At 60.9% G+C, this 658-nt stretch carries 1 protein-coding gene; it reads left to right on the top strand.

Going from position 1 to position 658, the window contains the following annotated elements:
- Nucleotides 1–658 (top strand): quinolinate synthase (locus NKH28_RS34350; RefSeq protein ID WP_352981470.1); only part of this gene is annotated, 658 nt, incomplete at both ends.

Consider the following 658-nt stretch of genomic DNA (forward strand, 5'->3'; position numbering starts at 1 on the left):
TCCCGCCGATCGAATGGCCGGCTTTCGTCGAGGATATCGAGGCGATCCTTGCACTGAAGCGCGAGCGCAACGCCATCATCCTGGCGCACAACTATCAGACCCCCGAGATCTTCCATTGCGTGGCCGACATCGTCGGCGACAGCTTGGCACTGGCCCGCACGGCTGCGACGATCGAGGCGCAAGTCATCGTGCTGGCCGGCGTACATTTCATGGCCGAAACGGCCAAGCTGCTCAATCCGCAAAAGACGGTGCTCATTCCCGACCTGCGGGCAGGCTGTTCGTTGGCGGAATCGATCACGGCAGAAGACGTGCGCTTGATGCGCCAGCGTTATCCCGGCGTGCCGATCATCACTTATGTCAACACGTCGGCCGAAGTGAAAGCCGAGTCGGATATCTGCTGTACATCCGGCAACGCCAAGGCGGTCGTCCAATCCCTTGGCGTTCCCCAGGTGATCATGTTGCCGGACGAATATCTGGCCCAGAATATCGCCGCCCAGACCGATGTGCAGATCATCGCCTGGAAAGGGCATTGCGAGGTGCATGAGCGCTTTACACCGGCCGACATCCGCGAGTTGCGCGAAAGCCATCCCGGCGTGATCGTGCTCGCGCATCCCGAATGCCCGCCCGACGTCGTGGCTGAAGCAGATTTTTCCGGCTC

Source organism: Mesorhizobium sp. M1227 (assembly GCF_040318315.1).
Lineage (GTDB): Bacteria > Pseudomonadota > Alphaproteobacteria > Rhizobiales > Rhizobiaceae > Mesorhizobium.